The sequence below is a fragment of the Janthinobacterium sp. EB271-G4-3-2 genome (assembly GCF_020858035.1).
Classification (GTDB): Bacteria; Pseudomonadota; Gammaproteobacteria; order Burkholderiales; family Burkholderiaceae_D; genus Janthinobacterium; species Janthinobacterium aestuarii.
Genome location: NZ_JACYMG010000001.1, coordinates 695,194 through 711,862 on the forward strand (window position 1 = coordinate 695,194; position 16,669 = coordinate 711,862).

Annotated in this window: 15 protein-coding genes; 8 read left to right on the forward strand and 7 right to left on the reverse strand. The window is 63.3% G+C overall.

The annotated features are described in order from the left end of the window. Window positions 1–12: 12 nt before the first annotated feature. On the forward strand, window positions 13–876 hold the full coding sequence (locus IGS55_RS02905) for a class I SAM-dependent methyltransferase (RefSeq protein ID WP_230515915.1): 864 nt from the start codon (window positions 13–15) through the stop codon (window positions 874–876). Between the two features lie 272 nt (window positions 877–1,148). Here the strand turns inward: IGS55_RS02905 and IGS55_RS02910 are convergent, their stop codons facing one another. Beyond that, window positions 1,149–2,321: a citrate synthase family protein gene (locus tag IGS55_RS02910; RefSeq protein ID WP_230515916.1), complete on the reverse strand. Its 1,173-nt coding sequence runs from the start codon at window positions 2,319–2,321 to the stop codon at window positions 1,149–1,151. A 100-nt stretch (window positions 2,322–2,421) separates the two neighbouring features. Here IGS55_RS02910 and IGS55_RS02915 point away from each other — a divergent pair, with 100 nt between their 5' ends. Next, complete coding sequence (locus IGS55_RS02915; RefSeq protein ID WP_230515917.1) at window positions 2,422–2,964, forward strand: GNAT family N-acetyltransferase; 543 nt, start codon at window positions 2,422–2,424, stop codon at window positions 2,962–2,964. A gap of 22 nt (window positions 2,965–2,986) precedes the next feature. Continuing rightward, window positions 2,987–4,057, forward strand: coding sequence for an NAD(P)/FAD-dependent oxidoreductase (locus IGS55_RS02920; protein WP_230515918.1), 1,071 nt, complete (start codon window positions 2,987–2,989; stop codon window positions 4,055–4,057). 3 nt (window positions 4,058–4,060) lie between these two features. Here the strand turns inward: IGS55_RS02920 and IGS55_RS02925 are convergent, their stop codons facing one another. Continuing rightward, window positions 4,061–4,483: a hypothetical protein gene (locus IGS55_RS02925; RefSeq protein WP_230515919.1), complete on the reverse strand. Its 423-nt coding sequence runs from the start codon at window positions 4,481–4,483 to the stop codon at window positions 4,061–4,063. A 27-nt stretch (window positions 4,484–4,510) separates the two neighbouring features. Here IGS55_RS02925 and IGS55_RS02930 point away from each other — a divergent pair, with 27 nt between their 5' ends. Continuing rightward, window positions 4,511–4,735, forward strand: coding sequence for a hypothetical protein (locus tag IGS55_RS02930; protein WP_230515920.1), 225 nt, complete (start codon window positions 4,511–4,513; stop codon window positions 4,733–4,735). A gap of 602 nt (window positions 4,736–5,337) precedes the next feature. Here the strand turns inward: IGS55_RS02930 and IGS55_RS02935 are convergent. After that, window positions 5,338–6,219 carry a LysR family transcriptional regulator gene (locus tag IGS55_RS02935; protein WP_230515921.1) on the reverse strand — a complete coding sequence of 294 codons (882 nt, stop codon included), beginning with the start codon at window positions 6,217–6,219 and terminating at the stop codon, window positions 5,338–5,340. A gap of 98 nt (window positions 6,220–6,317) precedes the next feature. Here IGS55_RS02935 and IGS55_RS02940 point away from each other — a divergent pair, with 98 nt between their 5' ends. Further along, complete coding sequence (locus IGS55_RS02940; RefSeq protein WP_230515922.1) at window positions 6,318–6,914, forward strand: GNAT family N-acetyltransferase; 597 nt, start codon at window positions 6,318–6,320, stop codon at window positions 6,912–6,914. A gap of 128 nt (window positions 6,915–7,042) precedes the next feature. Next, window positions 7,043–8,521 (forward strand): MFS transporter, encoded by a 1,479-nt coding sequence (locus tag IGS55_RS02945; protein ID WP_329958118.1) that lies wholly within the window; start codon window positions 7,043–7,045, stop codon window positions 8,519–8,521. Here the strand turns inward: IGS55_RS02945 and IGS55_RS02950 are convergent. The 3 genes from IGS55_RS02950 to IGS55_RS02960 all read right to left on the reverse strand — a co-directional run bounded on the left by IGS55_RS02950 (window position 8,518) and on the right by IGS55_RS02960 (window position 13,439). Then, a complete protein-coding gene (locus IGS55_RS02950; RefSeq protein WP_230515924.1) occupies window positions 8,518–9,567 on the reverse strand; it encodes an alpha/beta fold hydrolase in 1,050 nt (349 codons plus the stop codon). The two genes, IGS55_RS02945 and IGS55_RS02950, sit on opposite strands and share 4 nt — an antisense overlap. A 28-nt stretch (window positions 9,568–9,595) precedes the next feature. Beyond that, window positions 9,596–11,044, reverse strand: a complete 1,449-nt coding sequence (locus IGS55_RS02955) for an alpha/beta fold hydrolase (protein WP_230515925.1) — start codon at window positions 11,042–11,044, stop codon at window positions 9,596–9,598. A gap of 85 nt (window positions 11,045–11,129) precedes the next feature. Then, complete coding sequence (locus tag IGS55_RS02960) at window positions 11,130–13,439, reverse strand: heavy metal translocating P-type ATPase (protein WP_230515926.1); 2,310 nt, start codon at window positions 13,437–13,439, stop codon at window positions 11,130–11,132. Window positions 13,440–13,536: 97 nt separating this feature from the next. On the opposite strand from IGS55_RS02960, the gene cadR reads away from it, so the two are divergent. Then, the gene (gene cadR / locus IGS55_RS02965) at window positions 13,537–13,968 is read left to right on the forward strand and encodes a Cd(II)/Pb(II)-responsive transcriptional regulator (protein WP_034787498.1); all 432 of its coding nucleotides are present in this window, start codon (window positions 13,537–13,539) and stop codon (window positions 13,966–13,968) included. Between the two features lie 62 nt (window positions 13,969–14,030). Further along, on the forward strand, window positions 14,031–15,059 hold the full coding sequence (locus IGS55_RS02970; protein ID WP_230515927.1) for a hypothetical protein: 1,029 nt from the start codon (window positions 14,031–14,033) through the stop codon (window positions 15,057–15,059). On the opposite strand, the gene IGS55_RS02975 is transcribed toward IGS55_RS02970, so the two are convergent. Next, entirely contained in the window at window positions 15,056–16,606 is a 1,551-nt protein-coding gene (locus IGS55_RS02975) for a methyl-accepting chemotaxis protein (RefSeq protein ID WP_230515928.1), read from the reverse strand. The two genes, IGS55_RS02970 and IGS55_RS02975, sit on opposite strands and share 4 nt — an antisense overlap. Window positions 16,607–16,669: the final 63 nt, after the last annotated feature.

Here is a 16,669-nt window from a genome sequence, read left to right on the forward strand (position 1 = left end):
CAAGGAGATAGCATGACAGAGAAAAATACCTATCAGGTCGGCGACTGGAATGATCAAAGCGGGGAGCGCTGGGTCGCAAACCAGGCCCGGCTTGATGCCATGGTGGCGGTGTTCGGCCAAGCCGCGATCGAAGCCGCCGCGCCCGCGACGGGCGAGCGCGTGCTGGACGTCGGCTGCGGCGCGGGCGCGTCGAGTCTGGCTTTGGCCGCCCGCGTCGGCGCGGAGGGCCACGTGCTGGGCGTGGACATATCCGAAGCGTTGATCGGCCGCGCGCGCGCGCTTGCGCCACAGGATACGCCGGTCCTGTTCCAGGTAGCCGATGCCAGCAGCGCCGAGTTGCCCGAAGGCGCGTTCGACATCCTGTTTTCGCGTTTCGGGGTGATGTTCTTCGACAATCCGACAAGGGCGTTCGCCCACTTGCGACGCGCGCTCCGGCCGGGTGGGCGGGTCGCTTTCGTTTGCTGGCGCGGCGTTGCCGAGAACGATTGGATGCGCCTGCCGATCGGCGCGATCAAGAGCATCGTCCCGCTGACCGCGCTGCCAGATCCTGAAGGGCCCGGCGCATTTTCGTTCGGCGACCAGGGGCGGGTGGCGTGCATCCTGACGGCAGCCGGTTTCACCGATATCGCTATCGCGCCCTTCGATACTGCCGTCCCGTTCGGCGAGGGCGGGACGCGGGACGCTGCAATCGACGACGCGGTGAAGATGGCGCTCGAGGTCGGCCCGCTGTCGCGTGCGCTCGCTGATCAGCCAGACGACATCCGCGCCCGCGCCTCGGCCGCGGTTCGTGCCGTCTTCGCGGGCCTCCCTGGCGAGCGGTCGGTGATGATCGACGGTGCGGCGTGGATCGTGATGGCGCGCAATCCGATAAGCTGACAGGGATTTAAAGGAGGGTTTACCCCAGTCCCACTTAATGCAATTCAATAACTGCTCTGGGTTGCGGATTCAATCGGTCAACGCAAGCATTTCATTTGCAGTTAGCGTGAGCACGACCCTACGTTCATTTGCAGTTAATTCGAGCCGAAAACGGCGTCGAATGCAATACAGATAGGCAAACCAGCGTTACGTATAGTGAAAAATTACCAAACCGGTAGTGTCATATATGCTGACCTGAGAGGCAATTCACAACGCATTCTGAACTTTGATTTCTAATCGCGATGATGGCGCCCCACATAGCGGGCTCTCGGCCGTATCAGGGCCGCGCTGGCCGATTGCTCGGCGGCATGCGCGATCCATCCGGCGGAGCGGGCCAGCGCAAACACGCTCATGCCGGCGCCCTCCGGCCAGTCGAACACCAGTTCCATGGCGGCCAGCGCCAAGTCGGCGTTCGGCCTGGCATCGAGCAGCTCGCCTGCCGTGGCGCAGATGGACAGGGTGGCGCGCAGTTGCGGATGCTCGTGCGACAGCGCCGACAAGCGGTCCAGCAGATACGCGGCGCGCGGGTCGCCATGCGGATACAGCGGGTGGCCAAAACCGGCGAATTCCGGCGCGACGGTCTTGTAATAGGCGCCGATGGCGGCCCTGGCGTCCGGTGCGGCCAGCGCCTGCGTCACCATGCGCCGGGCCGCCGCGCTGCCGCCGCCGTGCCTGTCTCCGGACAAGGCCGCCAAGCCCGCGCCCAATGCGGCGGGCAGGCTGGCGCCCGTCGACGCGACGCAGCGCACGGCAAAGGTGGACGCGTTCAATTCATGGTCGGCCAGCAGCACGAGGGCGGCGCGCAGCAATTCAGTCTGGTCTGTGTCGGCCTGCCACGCCTGGGACAGCTGCCGGTGCAGCGGCATGGCGGACGGCGCCGTCCGGAGCAGGGCGGCAGCCAGGATGCGCATCAAGGCGGGGCCGGACTGCAGCGGGTGCGCAATGTCCACTGTCGCCAGCATGGCCATGGCGAACATGGCGCGCGCCAGCGGCGGCGCGTCCGGTGCGCAGGCCAGCACTTGCGGCAGGGCAGACGCGTCCTGCTGAAAATGGTCGCTCACGTTATCGTCCCACAGCAGGCAAGCGGCCGTCTCCAGCGTCGCGTGCCGCGCCAACGCCGTCGCATCGCAGCCCCGGTACAGCAATCGTCCATCGAAAATGCGGGAAATCCGCGTCTCCAGCACGGGCACGCCCCAGTGCATGGCGGCCACGGCAGTCTGGCCACCGCGCTTGGCATCGCTTTTGCGGGCTGCCAGGCGCAGCACGTCTTCCTGCGGATAGCGCTTGCGGCGCGATTCTCCATTGCTGACGGAGGCCAGCAAGCCCCGGCTCACATAGGAATACAGGGTGGGCAGGCTGACGTTCAAGAGGCGCGCAGCCTCGGTAGCGGACAGATCGTTGTTCATGGCGGCCATTGTAGCGGCTGTCGCTTTATATTGATTGATGGAATCAAGATTGACGGGCCGGGCCGGGCCTCACTAGACTCATGCCTTTCCAGGAGTCTTCATGAGCATACACACCATTCGCACCTTGCGCCCCGGCGACGCCGCGCCCTTGCTGGCTTTCGAGCAAGCCAACCGGGCCTGGTTCGAGCGCCATATCGACCGGCGCCCCGACGATTTTTACAGCCGCGACGGCATCCAGGCGCATGTCGCGCAATTCCTGGACGAACACGCCCAGGGGCGCATGCATCCCTGCGTCATCGTGGACGAACAGGGACAATTGATCGGGCGCGCCAACCTCAAGGATATCGATGGGCAGGCGCAAACGGCCGAAGTCGGCTACCGCATCGGACAGCAGCAGGCGGGCAAGGGCCTGGCCACGGCCGCGCTGCGCCACCTGATTACCCTCGCGCAAGAGGAATGGCGGCTGCAACGCCTGTGCGCCTACGCCATCGACGGCAATGCGGCGTCGATCCGCGTGCTCGAGCGCTGTGGTTTCGCGCAGGGAACGGCCGTGCCCGATATTGCCATCGTGGAAGGTAATGTTGTCGATGGTCATGCCTATGCGCTGGAGTTGCGGCCGGCTGGGGTAGACTCTGCCCTGTGATAAACAAGCAAAGTTGGCAGAGATGAATCATGAAAGTCCAAAACGCCGAAAACGCGTCGTCGTCGTCGTCATCGGCGCCGGCATCGTCGGCGCCTCGCTCGCCTACCACCTGGCCGGCAAGGGGACACAAGTTATTGTGGTGGAGGCGGGTGGCGTCGCGTCCGGCGTGACGGGCACCTCGTTTGCCTGGATTAACACGTCCTGCGCGGGCCCCGATCCCATTGCGGTCCTGCGCGGCGGCGCCATCGCCGCCTGGCGCCAGCTGGAAACGCAGGTGCCGGGTTTGAAAGTGCGCTGGCATGGCGCCTTGTCGTATGGCACGCAGGATGGGCGGGTGTCGCCCGAATCCATCTTGGTGGGCCGCTCGCGCATCGCCCAGCTTGAACCGCGGCTGCGGCAGCCGCCGGAACAAGCGTTGTACGAGCCGGAACAGGGCGCCCTCGACGCCGTTGCCGCGACCCACGCCTTGCTGGCAGCGGCCCGGGCGCTCGGTGCGACCGTGCGCACGCACACGCCCGTGCTGGATTTTGTGGTCCAGGACGCGAAGGTAACGGGCGTGCAAACGGCCGCGGGCCTTCTCGAAGCAGACGTGGTCGTGCTGGCGGCAGGCACGGGCACGGCCAGCCTGGCGGAAAAACTGGGCGCCAGCCTGCCGATTCACGCCTCGCCCGCCATCTTCCTGCGCTACCAGGCACCGCCCGGCCTCGTGCGCGCGATTATTTCCAGCCATGCAATGGAAGTGCGCCAAGCCGAGGACGGCACCATGCTGGCAGCGGAAGACTACGTGGACGACGCCCCGGACAACCAGCCCGCCGCCATGGCGCAGCGCACGGCCAGCGCGATCCGCAATGAACTGGCCGGCGCCGAGGCCATCGCGCCGGAATTCGCCTGCATCGGCCTGCGCCCCATGCCGCGTGACGGCGTGCCCGTTGTCGGCTACTTGCCGCAAGTGGGCGGCGTGTATGTCTGCGCCATGCATCCGGGCGTCGTGCTGGCGGCCATCGTGGGCCAGCTGGCCAGCGGGGAAATCGTCACTGGCGCGCCGGCACCGGCCCTGGAGGCTTGCCGGCCCGCGCGTTTTATGGTGCGCTGATTCCTAGGGGACACGCGCCACGAACACTGGCAGGACGAACGGCGCGGCTTCCTCCTCATCGCCGTCTTCCGACGGCGCCTGCATATAGTGCGCGTTGCGCCAGTCCCCGTTCACCACGCGCTCGGCGATCAGCGCCAGATCCTGCGTTTCGCGCAGCGCGCGGCGAAACGGCAGCCGCCCATGCGAGCGCGACACTAGGCTGAAGCGCAGCTGGCGGCATTGCGCGTCGTGCCAGCAATAAAACAGCATATCCTCGCCAGCGAGTGCGCTGCGGCGCGCCGCGACCACCTCGCCGATGAAGGCGACGATATCGGCCGCATGGATCTGCGGCGTTTCCGCCTCTGTGGGCGAAAAGCTCCACATATTGGTCCTGGCTTCGTGGTTGATGTCGTCGGGATCAATTTCTACGGCATCGTCTTTTGCCATGGCGAACCAGCTGCTTACGACTGCTGAGTGAATCATGTAAAGCTTTCAGTGCTTATCAATATTGTTTATTTACGCATCACCGGCTTGATTATGTCGGCGCATCCATTCATCCGCGACAGCGCCCATGTTTTTGACGGCGCCATCGCCGATCCAGGCCATGAATTCACGGTCAAGCTTGAACTCAGGCCTTGGAAATACATCAATGCTCAGCTCAGCCTCATCCGACTGCAGATTCCGCATATACTATTTTAAAACCATGATGCTGAGATTGTAGTTTAATACATAATCCTTGATGAAAATTCTCCTGAGTCAAGTCATTCACAATGCAATATAAGTTAAATCCCGGTGGTCGAACGATCAATGTCAGTTGATAACTTAGAATTTCTTCATTTTTCTCGGAATAATATATTTTCATTGCTTTGTTTTTTACATGTACTCCGGATTTTCTCAAGGCCTCATTAATCAGATATATTATATTGTCATCGAGCGTCACATCTAAATTATCAGGGCCATTATATTCGCATAATATTGAAATCGGAAATTCCACCGCAATGTCAACTTCTTTCGCATAGTCACAGATTATTTTCATAATTTCATGCTCTGTTGGTAATTTTATTTTAAATGAATTTGGCTGATATCAATCGTTCGAATGACGTTCTACAATTCAAAGGCTGGCGCCGACTCAAGATGCCGTGCCGTAGGGAATGCATGTGCCCGGCATGTACCCGGTAACGCACTGGATAGCAATCGACTTTCTGCATCAAACTACCGCTGATGGCCAGTGCATAATTCCATGCCAGCATCTTGGTGGGGCTTTCGCTTCCAGCGTCGTCAAACTCCACCATGGTCACTATTCACCCCCTCGGCCCATCCGCCAGCAACTCCGCCAGCCGCGTCGTCAGCCACAAACTCGTCTCGCTGAGCTTCTTGCCATGGATCGACAAGCGCCGCACCGGCAGCCGTGACAAGGCCAGCGCAGGGCAGGGGACTTCCTGCAGATAGCCCTTGTAATTGTCGTAATTGGCGATGTTCAGCGGCAGAATCGCCCAGCCCAGCCCGTCCGCGACCATTTCGGCGATGCTGTAGAAACTGTCGGAAAACCAGACGGCGGGGCTGAACGCGTGTTCGCGGTTGAGCTCGGAGTCCATGATCAGCTGGCGGTAGCGGGTCAGCTCGTTGCGGCTCACTTCCTGGCCGTGGGCCATGGCGTGGCCTTTGGCGACGAACACGCCTTGCGCCACGCTGCCGATGTGCTGCTGTTCCAGCACGGGGGAGATCGGGCCGCGGTCGAAGTGGAAGGCCACGTCGGCTTGCTGCTGCTCCACGTATTGCGCCACTTCCGACGCCGTGGCGTTGAGCATCACCAGTTCCAGCGCCGGGTAACGCGCCGCCAACTCCTTGACCAGGGTGCCGATGGCTAGGTAGGGCAGGGCTTCGTCCAGGGCCAGGGTCAGCTGGGCTTCGGGCGCTTCGCTCAGCAGTTGGGCGCGCAGCTGCAGGCGCTCGGCCTGGCGCAGCAGTTCGCACGCTTCCAGGTGCATCACCTTGCCCGCTTCCGTCAGCACGGCGCTGCGGCGCGAACGGTCGAACAGTTCCACGCCGAATTCCGCTTCCAGCAAGCCGATCGAGGTGCTGACCACCGATTGCGCGCGGCCCAGCCGGCGCGCCGCGCCCGAGAAAGAACCGGCCGCGACGGCCGCTTCAAAGTAGCGCATTTGTTCCAAAGTCCATTGCATGGCATCAACCTATCTGTTTTACAGATGGATTTTAACTTGAATGCCATTCAGGGGCGACATAAAATGGCATTTACCAATTCAACAACATGAGATCCGCCATGAAAAACGCTCAAGCCAATTCACCCGCCATCCGCTTTGCCTGGTGTCACGACGCCACCGCCGAAGACGCCTTGTGCAAGCTCTACCTCGACAACGTCAGCGCCGACTATATCTCCCATTCGGAGCTGCAGGGCGAACGCGCCGACGCGCCCGGCAACTGGCGCGCGGACTTGCCTGAAGTCATACGCGGCGAAATCCGCGCCGCCCTGTCGCATGACTGGGTGCATGGCGATTCGACCCTGCTGGCCGTCGCCACCGACGGTGACGCCATCGTCGGCATGGCCTTGGTGTCCATCGACACGCGCCAGCGCGCCTCGAAATCGTTCGCCGCGCTGGACGACCTGGTCTTGCTGCCTTCCGTGCGCGGCAGCGGCATCGGCAGCTTGCTGGTGGAGTGGGTGGCCGACGAGCTGCGCAGCCACGGCATCGCCCGCTTGTTCCTCGAATGCGGCGCGCACAACCTGACGGCGCAGCAATTCTTCCAGGGCCGCGGCTTCAAGCAAGTATCCGTCGTCATGCTGCGCGAACTTGACGTAGTCGATGCGGCCGTTGCCGTGTCCGCCGCCGTGGATGACAAGGATGGCGACCGTGGCTGACGCCCGCCGCCCCCGACAAGCCCAGGCCCGTGGCAGCCTGGAACGTAAATATTTGCGCAGCACCAGATTTATCCAAACCGACAGTTGTTAAAAGTTACACCAAAATCCATGAGTTGTTTATGCATCCAATGAAAAAATGGCTGACGCTGGCCATCGTCTCCAGCGCCTTGTTCCTCATCGTGGTCGACATGACCGTGCTCTACACCGCCTTGCCCTCGCTGACGCGCGACTTGCAGGCCACTTCCTCGCAAAAACTGTGGATCATCAACGTCTACGCGCTGGTCGTCTCCGGTCTGTTGCCCGGCCTCGGCACCCTCGGTGACCGTCTGAGCCATAAACCCGTTTTCCTTGCCGGCCTGGCCGTGTTCGGTATCGCCTCGCTGTGCGCCGCGTTTTCGCCCGCAGCCGAATGGCTGATCTTTGCCCGCGTGCTGCTGGCCGTCGGCGCCGCGCTGATGATGCCGGCCACCTTGTCCATCATCCGCCTGACCTTTACGGACAACCGCGAGCGCTCGTTCGCCATCGGCGTGTGGGCGGCGATCGCCTCCGGTGGCGCCGCGTTCGGTCCCGTGCTCGGCGGTTTCCTGATGGAACACTACTGGTGGGGTTCCGTCTTCCTGATCAACGTGCCCATCGTGCTGCTGACCCTGGTGCTGGCCACCGTCATCCTGCCGAAACGGGCCGGTAACCGCGACAAGCCGTGGGACTTGAAGGGCTCGCTGCAAATCATGATGGGTCTGCTTGGTGGCGTATATGCGATCAAGGAATTGGGCAAGTCGCAGCCCTCGTATGCGCTGGCCGCCGCCTCGTTCGCCGTGGGCGCCTTCTTCATGCTCAAATTCGTCCGTCGCCAGAAGCGCCAAGCCCGGCCGCTGATCGACTTCGCCCTGTTCCGCGAACTGCCGTTTTCCAGCGCCGTGGCCGCCGCCATGGTGGCGTCCGCCGCCCTGATCGGCATGGAACTGGCGCTGAGCCAGCACATGCAACTGGTGCGTGAACTGTCGCCGCTGGAAGCGGGCTTGCTGCTGCTGCCGCTGCCGCTGGCGTCCGTATTTGCCGGCCCGTTGACGGGTTTCATGCTGCCGCGCGCCGACAAGGCCAAGGTCTTGTGGGGTTCGCTGCTGCTGTCCGGTATCGGCATGGCCTCGTATCTGCTGCTGCATGACGCCGCCGTCTCGGCCCAGGTGGCCAGCCTGGTGATTCTGGGCCTGGGTCTGGGCGCCGTCATGACGGCCGCATCGAGCGCCGTGATGCTCAACGTGGCGCCGCAGCAAGCGGGCATGGCCGCCTCGATCGAGGAAGTGTCGTACGAGCTGGGCGCCGTGATCGGCGTGACGGTGCTGGGCACCATCATGTCGGCCGTCTACAGCGCCACCCTGGTGATACCGGAAAGCGCGGGCGTGTTGCCGAACGTGCATGACACGCTCGATGCGGCGTTGCTGGCCGCCGAGCAATTGCCGGCCGAACTGGGCTTGCAAGTGTCGGAACTGGCCCGTTCGGCCTTCGACAAGGCGTTTATTGTCGTGCTGGCAACGGCTTCCGCCATCCTGATGGCGGCCGCTGCCACCATCCGCTACCTGCATCTGCGGGCACGCCGCGCGATTTAATGAATCAGCGGCGCCACCTGGTCGCGCAAGACCGTCCATTGGGCGTCGAGCACGGCCTGGTTGGGATCGTGTCCGGCCCGTTTCACGAGGGTAAAACTCTTGACGGGCGCCGTGATGCTGTCGAAATACGTGCGCGCGATGGCGGGCGAGGTCAGCAAGTCCGCTTCGCCCATGATGAGAAACACGGGCAAGTCAAAGCGCGTACCCAGGGCGGGCAGATCGACCTTGGCGAACATGCCGTCGCCGCGCAGGCCGATAAACTGGATGTACGAGTAGTCATCGGCCGCCTCGGCATCGGCAAGGGCCTGCGGCGTGGCATAGAACGGCGCCGGCTGCCACCAGTGCCTGGGCGGCGCATCCGTTGCCAGGCCTTCATATTTGCGGTCGAAGCGGCGCAAGATGCCGAAGTTGCGCGGATCGCGCCATGGCGGCGCACCGAGCGCCGTCAGCTTGTCCACGGTGGCGGTATCGCCGGCCGCTCGCGCCAGCGCCATCACTTCGCGGTACATGCCTGTCTCATTGTCCCGCGCATTGACCACTTGCGCCGTGCCGATATACGCATGGAACAGGTCGGGGCGCGCCTTGGCCATGTGCACGCCCAGTATCGATCCCCAGGAACTGCCCATCAAAATGACCTTCCGCTGGCCCAGATGCTGTTCGATATAGCGGGCCACGGCGATGCCGTCGTCGCGCATCTGTTCCACCGTCAAGGGCACGTCTTCTGCGGGCCGCTGCTTTGCATACGTCATGCCGGCGCCGCGCTGGTCCCACTGCACCAGGGTATAGTGGCGTTCCCAGCCGGCGTAGATGGCATCCGCATACGGACTGAGCGCGTTGCCGGGGCCGCCATGGATGAACAGGATCACGGGATTGCCGCAAGCGGCGCCCGTGACCGTAATCCATTGCGCGATGCCATTGATGGGCACATAGCCTTGTTCGCGGATCGACTGCGCGGGCGAGGCGCAGATGGACGGGGAGGCGGGCGGCGCCGCTTGCGCCACGCCGTAACAAGATAACAGCAGCACTGCCAGGCTCGTGATGCGCATTTCGTCCTCTTCTCACTAGTTGGTGGAACTACAGCGTGCAATCGTGCGCCGGCTTACCGGCAATAAAGCGGGTGCTGGCCTGTTCAAAACAGGCTGGCGCCGTCCATAAAATGAAATGCGGGGCGTTCTGCACGGTGGATAGGGCCACCTTGCCGGCCTTGCTCTGTGTCAAAGCCCGCACTTGCGCCTGCGCGCCCGCGTATGGCGTCTTCGGGTCCAGCGTTCCCTGCAGCACCAAAGTTGGCGGCATTTTCTCCGGCAAGACGCCGAAATAGGCGTCGCGCGGGTAGGTGGGCAAGCCGCCGCCCAGCAGGATGCGGGGCAGGGGACTGGTAAACAGCAAGTCCGCCTCGTCGCGGGCGATGTCGGCGGCCGTCCAGCCGGGGCGCAACGACGGCTGCAGATTGTTTTCCGAATTGCTGATGATGCTGACCAGCGGAATCGACAGCGGCGACTGGGGATAGCTGCCCAGGCTGGCGGCTGCGTCCGTCAACGTGGCGCGCACGGACGCCAGTTCCGCTTCGCCGCCCCGGTCCAGGTCTTGCAGCAGATACGGAATGCGGGCGCGGGCGTTTGGCACGTCAAGCATGCCGCCAAGGAAGTTTTTCAGGTTCTTGCCGGGAATGGTCGCCAGCAGGGCGGGGTCCGCTTGCGCTTTCTCCAGCACGCGGCGGTACAGGGTTGCGGCCGGTTCGCCCAGTGCCGAATGACAAGCCGCATCCGCATCGCAGCGGGCCAGTACCTGCATGCCGACCGTGTTGACCACGTGCGAGCGCTGGCTCAAGTCCCGGCGCGCATCCGTTTGCGGCGGCACCAAGGAGTCGAGGATGACGCCCTGGACGGGCAGCGGCCCCAGCTGCAAGGTGCGCAAGACCAGCTGCGTGCCGTACGACACACTGTATACATACACGGGCGGCTGCTTGCGCTTGCTCTTGCCCTGTTCGCCTTCGATCAGGGCTTTCAAGTCGCGCGCCGCCATGGTGATGGAAAACTGGCCCGCGTATTCCGGCACCAGGTTGATGCCGGTAAAGCAGCTGCCCCATTCGGCCCCGGCCAGGGCGCGGCCGCCGGGACTTTGTTCCGACTCTTCCACTTTGCACAGGCGCGAGGAATGACCCGTGCCCCGGTGGTCGGGAATCAGGAATTCAAAACCGGGAAAGCTGCGGCGCAAGGTGGGCAGCAAGCTGTAGAATGCGGCGCCCGATTCGCCGGGACCGCCCGCCACCAGCCACAGAGTGCCTTTGGCCGGCTTGCCGGCAGGTACATTGGCGGAAAATTTGCGCACGAAGACGTGCATGGCATCCGCGCTGCCGACGGCACGGCCCTGGGCATCGTAACTGCCGGGCACGTTCAAGCCCGAGCACAGGCTGCCGGGGGCGGCCGTATCGGAGCAGGGTGTGAAAACGAGGGGTTCGGCATGCAGGCAGGTGCCGGCAAGCAGGGTAGACAGCAGGGTCAAGCGGGGCAGGAAGGTCATCGGCTACTTTGGCGGCGGTGGATATCTACCTCCAAAGTAGCGTTTTTTACAGCAATTGTCCAGATGGAAATATTTCTGCTAGGGACTATGCTTGCTGGCTCTTGCGCAGCAAGCGCAGGCCGTTCGCCACCACCAGCAGACTGGCGCCCACGTCGGCGAATACGGCCATCCACAAGGTCGCCATGCTGGCCAGGGCCAGGCCGAAGAAGACAGCCTTGATGCCGATGGCAAAGCTGATGTTTTGCACGAGGATGCTGCGCGTGCGCTGGCTCAGGCTGATGAATTCAGGCAATTTGCCCAGCTCATCGTCCATCAGGGCCACGTCCGCCGTTTCGATGGCCGTGTCGCTGCCGGCCGCGCCCATGGCAAAGCCGATGTCGGCTTGCGCCAGGGCCGGGGCGTCGTTGACGCCGTCACCGAGCATGGCCACCACGCCGAACTGCTGCTGCAAGGCCTTGATTTCATCGAGTTTGTTTTCCGGCAGCAACTCCGCCTTGACCAGGCTGACACCGACTTCGGCGCCGATGCGCTGCGCCGTCAGCGCATTGTCTCCCGTCAGCATCACGGTGGTGACGCCCAGCGCAGTCAATCTGGCGATGGCGGACGCCGCCGTCGGGCGCAGCACGTCGGCCACGGCGATCACGCCCAGCGCGCCGGCCGAGGTGGCCAGCACCATGGCCGTGTACGCCTGCTGTTCCAGCCCCGCCAGGATGGCTTGCAATGCCGGCGTCAGAACCTTCAATTCCGTCATCAGGCGGGCATTGCCCAGGTAATACGTCTGGCCAGCGATCGTGCCTTGCACGCCGCGTCCGTGCAGGGCGGCAAACTGGGTCACGGGCAAGTGACTGCCGGCGGGCGGACCGGCCTTGACGATGGCGGCGGCCAGGGGGTGAGCCGAGTTGGCATCGAGGCTGGCAGCCAGCAGCAGAATAGTGTCGCGGTTGCCGCCATCGAGCGCCACCACGTCCGTGACGGCCGGTTTGCCCATGGTCAGGGTGCCCGTCTTGTCGACGGCGATGGCCTTGATGCGATAACCGGTTTCCAGGAATTGTCCGCCTTTGACCAGGATACCGCGCCGCGCGGCAGCCGTCAGGCCGCTGACGACGGTGACGGGCGTGGAAATGACGAGCGCGCAAGGGCAGGCGATCACCAGCATCACCAGCGCCTTGTAGACCCAGGCCATGAATGGCTGGCCCAGCAGCAGTGGCGGCAGCACGGCCACCAAGATGGCGAAGACGACGACGGCCGGCGTGTAGTAGCGGGCGAAATTGTCGACAAAGCGCTGCGTGGGAGCCTGTTTGCCCTGGGTTTCCTCGATCACCTTGACGATTTTCGCCAGGGTGCTGTTGCCGCTGTTGGCCGTCACCGTGACGTCGAGCAAGCCCCTTTCATTGATGGTGCCCGCATACACGACGTCGCCCACGGCCTTGTCCACCGGCATGCTTTCACCGGTGATCGGCGCCTGGTTGACGGACGATACGCCGCTGGCCACCACGCCATCGAGCGCGATGCGTTCGCCCGGCTTGACGCGCATCAAGGCTCCGATGGCCACCGTGGCGACGGATACCTGCTGCCAGGCGCCGCTGGCATCGGCGACCGTGGCCGTATCGGGCGCCAGCTGCATCAGGCTGTGCACGGCGTTGCGTGCGCGGTTCAGGGACAAGCCTTCGATCAGTTCGGCGATGGCGAACAGGAAGATGACCATGGCCGCTTCCGGCCACTGGCCGATGGCGACGGCGCCGAAAACTGCAAGGCTCATCAGGAAGTTGATGTTCAGCGTGAATGTTTTCAGGGCAATCCAGCCCTTTTTCAGGGTCGGCCAGCCGCCTGTGGCAATCGACAGCAGGGCCAGGGCGATGACGAGGGGCGAACTGTCTTCGTGCGTGGTCCAGGCCAGCGCTTCGGCGGCGGCGGCAGCGAGGCCGGAGACGACCAGCAAGCCTTTTTGCAGGCCGCTCAGGCTGCCTTCGTCCGGATCGCGTGCGACGGTGGCGTCCGCTTCCATGGGAATGGCCTGCATGCCGATGCCGTGCAGGGCCGCTTCCACCGTGGCCAGTGTAGGCAGCGTGTGGTGCACGTCGAGCACACGGTTCATCAGGTTGAAATCGAGGCCCACGACGCCGGCCATATTGCTCAGCTTGTTGCGGATCAGCCGTTCTTCCGTGGGGCAATCCATGTTGGCGATGCGGTATTTGGCCGTGTTCGCGCCGGCAATGGCTGTGCTGGGCAGGGCCGGACCCGAAGGGGCGGCAGGCGTGGACGAGCACGCATGCTGGCTGGAACAGCAGCTGACCGGCTTGGGCGCATGGTCATGCTTGTGGTCATGCTGATGGTCGTGCTTGTGCTCATGGTCGTGCGCATGGGTGTGGTCGTGATCGTGGCTATCGTGTGGCATCGCATCGTCCTTCCGGTTTCGTGTATGCTTCCATTAGAAACCCTGTAGCCGCTACAGGGTCAAGCGCAATTTGCGCGAAAGAATGAAAGGGGATGCCATGCGTATCGGAGAACTGGCCAAACGGACAGATTGTGATGTGGAAACCGTGCGTTACTATGAAAAGGCGGGCTTGCTGCAGGAACCTGGCCGCAACAGCGCCGGCTACCGCGAATACCGCGAAGAACACCAGGAACGGCTGCAATTCATCCGTCATTGCCGCTCCCTGCAGATCGGCTTGACCGATATCCGCGCCTTGCTGGAATTTAAGAACAACCCGGCCGAAGGCTGCCAGAGCGTCAACGAATTGCTCGACCATCATATCCTGCGCATCGCCGAACAGATGGCGAATTTGCAAACCCTGCAGCAGCAACTGGTGACCTTGCGCCACCAGTGCGACCAGCCGCAGCCGTCGCAAGACTGCGCGATCCTGCAAAACCTGTCCGAGGCGGCCAGCGGCCACGACTGCGCCTGCCATACCGAACTCCATTAATACCTACTATTTATTGATTCATGCTGAAACTGATATCCAGAAGGGCCATACTCACCTTGTCCATGCTGTCTCCGCTGAGCCATGCCGCCGATGCCGGCCACTACCTGACCCTGTACGCCGCACCCGGCGTGCCGCAAAACGATGACCCCTACACCTGGAGCACGGTGGGCGGCAAGCAGCTGACAAAGGGCGTGACGAAGGCGGATGGCCGCGCCTATCTCAAAGGGGAAGAGGGCGAAGAAAACTATATTTTGAAAACCGTCAGCATGCGTTGGCAGCTGAAGGTGCCTGCCCAGTGCTGGCAGGGCGCGCCGGAGGCTTTCCTCGATTGCGTCAAGCTGGCCAAGACCACGAGCCGCTATGACGAGGAGCAAGAGGCGCTCAAGCTGGCGGAGCAGCAGAAAGAATTGAAAATGCAGGCCAAAATCGCCGCCTATGCGGTGGAAGCCCGGGCCAACGACGATGCACTGGCCTGGCTGGGCCGCTTGCCTTCGAGCTGGACCCTGGACGGCTATGGCAAGCGCCTGCTGGGCATCGGCGACAAGGTCTCCCGGTACATCGCCGACGAGTTCAAGGAGGACGGGCCCGATGCGCGCCAGTTCGTCTGCCGCGCGCCCGCCTACTATGGCCCGGTGCCGGACCAGGCAGCCGTCGAGGCCTGGCTGGGATCGCCTGACAATGTGGGCAAGGTACGCACCGGCCCCGCCTGGAATGCGCTGGTGGCGGCAGGCGAAAAGGGCAACTGGATGGCCCGTCTGGAGCTGTACTATGCCCTGTCCGGCGCCAATGTCAGCGAACTGAGCTTGCTGGAACAGTACCGCACTGTGCAATTGATGGAATGGCTGCACAAGAAGAAGGTTAGCGGTCTGTACAGTTATTTCATCGGCGCCATGCCGGTCGCTCCCGGCAGCAACTACAGTGCCGTCTGGCGCAGGCGGGATCAGGTTTTTCTGTATGCCGCCATGCTCGGTGATTACCATCAACAATTCCGCATGGGCAATGTCTTGCTGCGGGAAACAGACCCCGCCCTGGTCGAGATAGGCAAGGCCATGCAAGCCTGTTCCCGTGCGGCCATGCCGCACCGGCGCTAACGGGGCAGCAGCGGCGGGCCGCCATCGCCCAGGCGGAAAGCGTCGACCACGCGCAATAGATCATGCGCCTGGTCCTGCATGCTTTGCGCGGCGGCGGCCGATTGTTCGACGAGGGCGGCATTGCGCTGAGTCAATTCGTCCATTTCCGTGATGGCATTGTTGACTTCCTCGATGCCCTTGCTCTGGCGCTGGCTGGCCGCCGTGATGTCGTTCATGATTTCCGTCACTTGCTGGACGGAGGCAACAATATCTCCCATGGTGCGCCCGGCGCTGTCGGCCAGCTCGCTGCCCGTTTCTATCCTGGCCACGGAATCCTCGATCAGCTGCTTGATTTCACGCGCCGCCGTGGCCGAACGCTGCGCCAGGCCCCGCACCTCGGTGGCGACGACGGCAAAGCCGCGCCCCTGTTCGCCCGCGCGCGCCGCTTCCACGGCCGCGTTCAGCGCGAGGATATTCGTCTGGAACGCGATGCCGTCGATGACGGCGATGATGTCGACGATGCGCCCGGAGCTGGCCTTGATCGAACCCATCGTCTCGACCACCTGGCCCACGACGCGCCCGCCCTCGAGCGCCACATTCGACGTCGACAACACCATCTGGTTGGCCTGGTGCGCATGGCCGGCATTCTCGCGCACGGTGTCGGTCAAGGCATGCATGGACGACGCCGTTTCTTGCAAGGAATGGGCTTGCGACTCGGTACGGGCCGACAAGTCCGCATTGCCCAGCGCGATTTCACTGGCTTCCACCGTGATGGTGGAGCCCGCCTGACGTATGTCGCCCAATAAAGTGTTCCAGTTTTTCAGCACGGTGGCCAGGGCCCGGGTCAGCTTGCCCACCTCGTCGTCGCCCTGGGCTTCGATGCGCGTGGTCAGGTCGCCTGCGGCCAGGCTTTCGGCGGCGCGGCAGGCGTCATCGATGGGCCCTACCACGGAGCGCGCCACCCACGTGGCGATCAGGGCCAGCAAGGCAAAGCCGACAGCCATGGTGCCCAGCGACAGCCAGCCGGCGCGCTGGCCCGCATTTTTTGTTTCCTGCAAGGCCGCAACCGTGCGCTGATCGAGGTTGAGCAGTACCTGGCGCAGCTGTCCGCGCACTTGCTGGTAGTGTCCGGCGGCATTTTGCATCGCGGCCACGCCCGTATTCGGGTCCATGGACGCCAGGTCCAGCGCCTGCGCCACGCTGGCACGGTAGCGCTCGACACCGGGCAAGGCCTGGCCCGCTTCCGTGGCGGCGCCCGAGAATTTCCGCAGCTCCTTCAATCCTTGCGCGATGGCGTTCAGCTGGCCATCCGTTTGCGCGCCGAATTGCTTGAACTGCTCTTCGGATAGGCTGGCGGCGATGGCGATCTTCGCGTACACGTCGGCGTGCACCTGCCCCAGGGCAATGGCTTGCTGATTGGCAAGCCGTTCGGCCGTCAGGGTGACGTCCTTCAGGTCGCGCATGCGGCTTTCGTTTTGCTGCATGGCGAAATACGACAAGGCCCCCATGGCCAGCAGGCAAGCCAGCGCGACCACCGGGACGATCAACATCTTCTGTGCGATTTTCATTGAGGCCCGTAGCGTTGAAAAATTCGTTGAGAGATCGGTTGCCATCCCGGCGCTGGCCGCGCG